Origin of the sequence: Paenibacillus forsythiae T98 (assembly GCF_000520735.1) — a bacterium.
Lineage (GTDB): Bacteria > Bacillota > Bacilli > Paenibacillales > Paenibacillaceae > Paenibacillus_AQ > Paenibacillus_AQ forsythiae.
In genome coordinates this window covers 1-4,225 of the sequence record NZ_ASSC01000401.1, presented here as the reverse complement: position 1 = coordinate 4,225, position 4,225 = coordinate 1, and the positions used below count along the sequence as shown (strand labels likewise).

Genomic DNA, 4,225 nt, shown 5'->3' with positions numbered 1-4,225 from the left:
AGCGGCCTCTGCGCGCAGCTACAGGTCCTGGCGGTGCTGAAGCCGGCCGGAGCGCGCTTTCTGCCTTTCGCCACAGGCCGCCTGCTGCATGGCGGCTATGCGTTCCTGCTCACGCTGCTGCTGTACAGACCGCTTGCGGCGTTTCAGGAATCGGCGCTGCCCGTTCTGGCCGGCAGAGGGATTGCTTTAACCGGGACATCCGGCACCGAAGCGGTATGGGGTAATTTGCCGTATTTAGTTGCCGTGCATTTGCTTATGCTGCTTACCCTGCTGATGCTGTCCGCCGCTCTGCGGATTGCCTCGGCTATTCGGGGCCGTTCCCGCTGAACTTGAGCCGGATCGCCCGCTCGACCTCCGGGGCCACGAAATCGGTCAAGTCTCCGCCGAAATGGCCGATTTCCTTGACCACGCTGGAGCTGAGGTATGAATATTTCGGATTCGTCATCATAAATATCGTCTCCGCGTCCGAATTCAGCTTGTTGTTAATGGTGGCAATTTGCAGCTCGTATTCGAAATCGGACACGGTGCGGATGCCGCGTACGATGACTTGCGCCTCTTTTTGCCTGATGTAGTTGGCAAGCAAGTCCCGGAAGATATCAACCTCCACATTCGGAAGATGCGCGGTCACCTGACGAAGCAGATCGGCGCGCTCCTCCACGGTGAACAGCGGATTTTTGCTTAAATTATTTAGAACCGCCACAATCAGACGGTCAAACTGCTTCGCGGCCCGTTCAATAATATCGATATGGCCAAGCGTCACCGGGTCAAAGCTGCCGGGGTAGATTGCAACTCTTTCTTCTCTTATTTGCAGACTCACTCTTGCGCCCCCTCACCCATGTCGGTTTCTGAGCCGGACCCATAACAGTAAATGGATACCGCCGTTTCTCCGTACAACGCATAACGCAGCCGACGGAAGCCGGAAATATGCTCGGGATATTCATAGCCCGATTCATGCTCCAGCACAATGACCGCTTCTTGTCTCAGCAGCCCTTTGGCCGCCATTGCGGACATTAGCTCGTCTCCGAATTTATGCCGGTATGGGGGGTCCAGAAAGACCAGGTCGAACGACCGTCCCCGCCTCTCCAGCGCTGCCAGCGCCTTGTTCGCATCGTTGCGGTAGACCTCGGCCTTGGCCTCAAGCCTGGCCGCCTTCAGATTCTCCCGCACCGTGTCGATTGCTTTCGGCTCCATATCGATAAATACGGCGCTGTCCACCCCTCTGCTCAGGGCTTCGATCCCGAGTCCGCCGCTGCCGGCGAACAAGTCCAGGGCCGACCCTCCGTCGAAATAGGGGCCGATCATGCTGAAAATCGCTTCCTTGACCTTGTCGGTCGTAGGACGTGTTCCGGTTCCCGGAACGCTTTTTAGGGGTCTTCCCTTGGCTGTGCCCGACACCACTCTCACTGCTTGCTTCACCTGCTCTGTTTCTCTATTTATTACGCCAAAACGACATAATTCCACGCTTATCGTACCACATTCCTGCCGTTAAATAAAAAAATTTGTCACACCCCGCCCCGTACGGCCGTGAACAAATTATTTTCGCGCACAGGTATAAATCCGGTTCCCGTGGGTATGCTTTAACTATCGACATTCACAAGATGTCGTAGACAACCGCGGAGCAAGCTTACGCTTCCCCATAAGCTCTTCGTCCGGTTTCTCCTCTCCCATGAAAGGGGCTCTCGAAAGAGGGCCCCGAATTTTTTTGTTAAAACCCTAGTTCAGCAAGAATTTCCACTTTTCCCCCAATCTATGTCCGATAAGGCCCTGCAACAAAAAAAGCACTGCTCCATTTAGCAATGCTTGTTGGCTACCTGGAATACAGCCGGGACTGCGGAATCACTTCCTTCGACTGGCTGCCGCTCGACCACAACAGCTGTATGACCGCCTCGGGGTCACCATTATTGAAGTACTCCAGCTCAATATAATAGTATTTCCCGGCTTCCAGCGGCAGCGCCGCCGATTTCTCTGTCGTACTCTGCACGGTCCAATTGTCAATCATCAATCGGCCGTCGATGTACAGCCGCACGCCGTCCGAAGCATTGGTGTACAAGACGTACATCTCCGTGTATTCCTGCTTGATAAAGCCGGTCCATCTGATCGACATGGTATAATTGCCGACCGGCGTATTCTTTTTCCAATTAAAGTCGACAACCGGGATGACCTTGGTCAACCTAAGCGTATTGAAGTCCTTTCCAATATAGTAGTTGCCCAGCAGCCCGTCGCCAACGGTAGTATCCGGAGGCGGCATATCGGGTGGGGACGGTTCTTCCCCCCTGCTTAGAGCGTACGGATCATGAAACACATTTTGGATAGCCGCATCCGAATTATTCTTCGTCAGTTCTCGTCCCCAGGTAAGAAACCACGAATACTGAGGCTGTCTTGTTCTTAGATTCGCCATATTCGGGAGCTGGCCATTCTCCGTAATCGCAATGGGCTTTCCCTCTCCGATGTCGCGCAGATCAAGGTAATAGTCCTGTCTGTAATCATTATTGTATATATCCATACCGATGACATCCGCCCTGTTATGGCCGACATAGTACCGCCTGGCCTCATCCGACCACTGATTGTTGGCGTTGGCGCTCCAAACCCACAACAGATTATTGAGGCCGTGATAGCGGACGAAGCGGTCATACATGATCTCCCAGAGAGCCGAAAAATTATTCTTTCTGCCCCACCAGAACCAGTCGCCGTTCATTTCGTGATAGGGCCGCCAGAGAAGCGGTATGCCGGCATCCCGCAGCTGCTTGAGATAGACCGCCACGCTGTCGATATCGGCAAGGAGCGCTGAATACTTTTCCGTTCCGGGCGTTATAATCTGGTCGAACTCGGCCTGGGTCGTCTTGCGCTGAACTTGCTCCCACAGCGGCGAAGCTCCGGGATAAGCGGCATGGTACGAAGCCGTAAGGAGGCCGCCGGCGGCATGCCAGGATTCGCAAGCGGTTACAACATTTTGACGCTGATTGTTCAGCTGCTCGGCTGTCTGCCCGGTAATGCCTCCAAATTCTACACCTTTCAGAGCGGGATATACCCCTGTCAGGACTTTTATATGCTCGCTATATGTGTACGGGGCCTCCAAATACTCATGCTGCCCGGTTAGTATCCCTTTCCCCCGCACAGCATACAGACGTTCCAGCAGCGACCTGGCTTGGATGGAGATATCCGGATTGACCGGCTCCATGCTTGAAATTACAGACTCACTCCGCTTTCTTGCCTCCAACTCTATCACCATCCTTTTTTGATAGTGTACGTGGAGTATGCGCTTGTTGAAGCGGCTTTTTTACATACAATCTCTATTTCTTTACTATGAAAAAGAACCCGTCCCTCACCCCTTCAAAGGTGATTGGACAGGTTCCGTCGCCAGACATCCGCTTATTTCTCTCTCTTGTAAGACGGTCTCAGACTTGCTGCGATTTCAGGCTCTTCAATTCCTGCCGCTTGGCTGCCAGTTCAGAAAAAGTCTCAAAGGTCTGACGCGCCAATTCGGGGAGCTCCTCCAGATGCAGCGGCAAGCCCTCCGCCAGATCGTGAAGCTGATTCTGCAAGCTGATGGCCGCGCTGTTCAATGCTTTAATCTCTTCTTTCAGCTTAACGATTTGCTCCATACGTATCTCCTCCTAATTTGAGCCGTCATATCTGCTGCAGCCCATTTTTATAATATATAATATTTATACCATTTTAATAATTATTTTAATGTAATAAATGTTACAGTATTTTGTTAAACTTCATATATACTTTTCCCCAGATTTTATGCCCTCTGAATCATAAATAGATTTGGATATTATTAGAAGAATAGTGTTCTTTCTTACATCTAAATTCCCTGCGGAATACTAGAATATGCATAATACATGGACAACATATATTTCCAGGTGTCGGAGTGTTCTTTATTTGTTATCGGGGAAAAAGAATAATCGGGCCAATGAATGAAACAGAAGCCCTGCAAGAATGGTTTCTTCTCTCGGCAACCGTAAGAGAGCTGTACATTATTGAAACGGACGAGTCCGGCAACGTGAAAAGGAAGATCGGGCCAAGTAAAAAGAAAAGGAAGCCTCCCCGTTGAAGACCGGCCGGACTTGTCTTATTATTGATGACAAACCTTGATCGGAGGGTGCTGAAGATGTGCGGACGCTACACGATAACAGTATCAATGGAAGAACTTATGCGAATTTACAATACCCCGGATATGACCATCGTGAATTATGCCCCAAAATATAATGCCGCGCCCACG

Annotated in this window: 4 protein-coding genes and 1 pseudogene; 1 reads left to right on the top strand and 4 read right to left on the bottom strand. The window is 51.2% G+C overall.

Annotated features, from left to right (window positions below):
* Window positions 1-327 (top strand): annotated as a pseudogene (locus L692_RS32705) (hypothetical protein); the annotation flags it as partial.
* Here L692_RS32705 and coaD read toward each other — a convergent pair.
* From coaD to L692_RS0112745, 4 genes are all read right to left on the bottom strand, one after another.
* Window positions 305-817, bottom strand: coding sequence for a pantetheine-phosphate adenylyltransferase (gene coaD / locus L692_RS0112760; protein WP_025700400.1), 513 nt, complete (start codon window positions 815-817; stop codon window positions 305-307). The pseudogene L692_RS32705 and the gene coaD overlap by 23 nt on opposite strands.
* On the bottom strand, window positions 814-1,416 hold the full coding sequence (gene rsmD, locus L692_RS0112755) for a 16S rRNA (guanine(966)-N(2))-methyltransferase RsmD (RefSeq protein ID WP_269636732.1): 603 nt from the start codon (window positions 1,414-1,416) through the stop codon (window positions 814-816). The genes coaD and rsmD overlap by 4 nt, the downstream gene beginning before the upstream one ends.
* Before the next feature lie 391 nt (window positions 1,417-1,807).
* Entirely contained in the window at window positions 1,808-3,217 is a 1,410-nt protein-coding gene (locus tag L692_RS0112750; RefSeq protein WP_198027750.1) for a glycosyl hydrolase, read from the bottom strand.
* A gap of 178 nt (window positions 3,218-3,395) precedes the next feature.
* Window positions 3,396-3,602 (bottom strand): CCE_0567 family metalloprotein, encoded by a 207-nt coding sequence (locus L692_RS0112745; protein WP_025700395.1) that lies wholly within the window; start codon window positions 3,600-3,602, stop codon window positions 3,396-3,398.
* Window positions 3,603-4,225: the final 623 nt, after the last annotated feature.

Bases quoted from the DNA above. Each gene is read 5' to 3' on its own strand.
- L692_RS0112745 (WP_025700395.1), bottom strand. From the start codon at position 3,602: ATGGAGCAAATCGTTAAGCTGAAAGAAGAGATTAAAGCATTGAACAGC.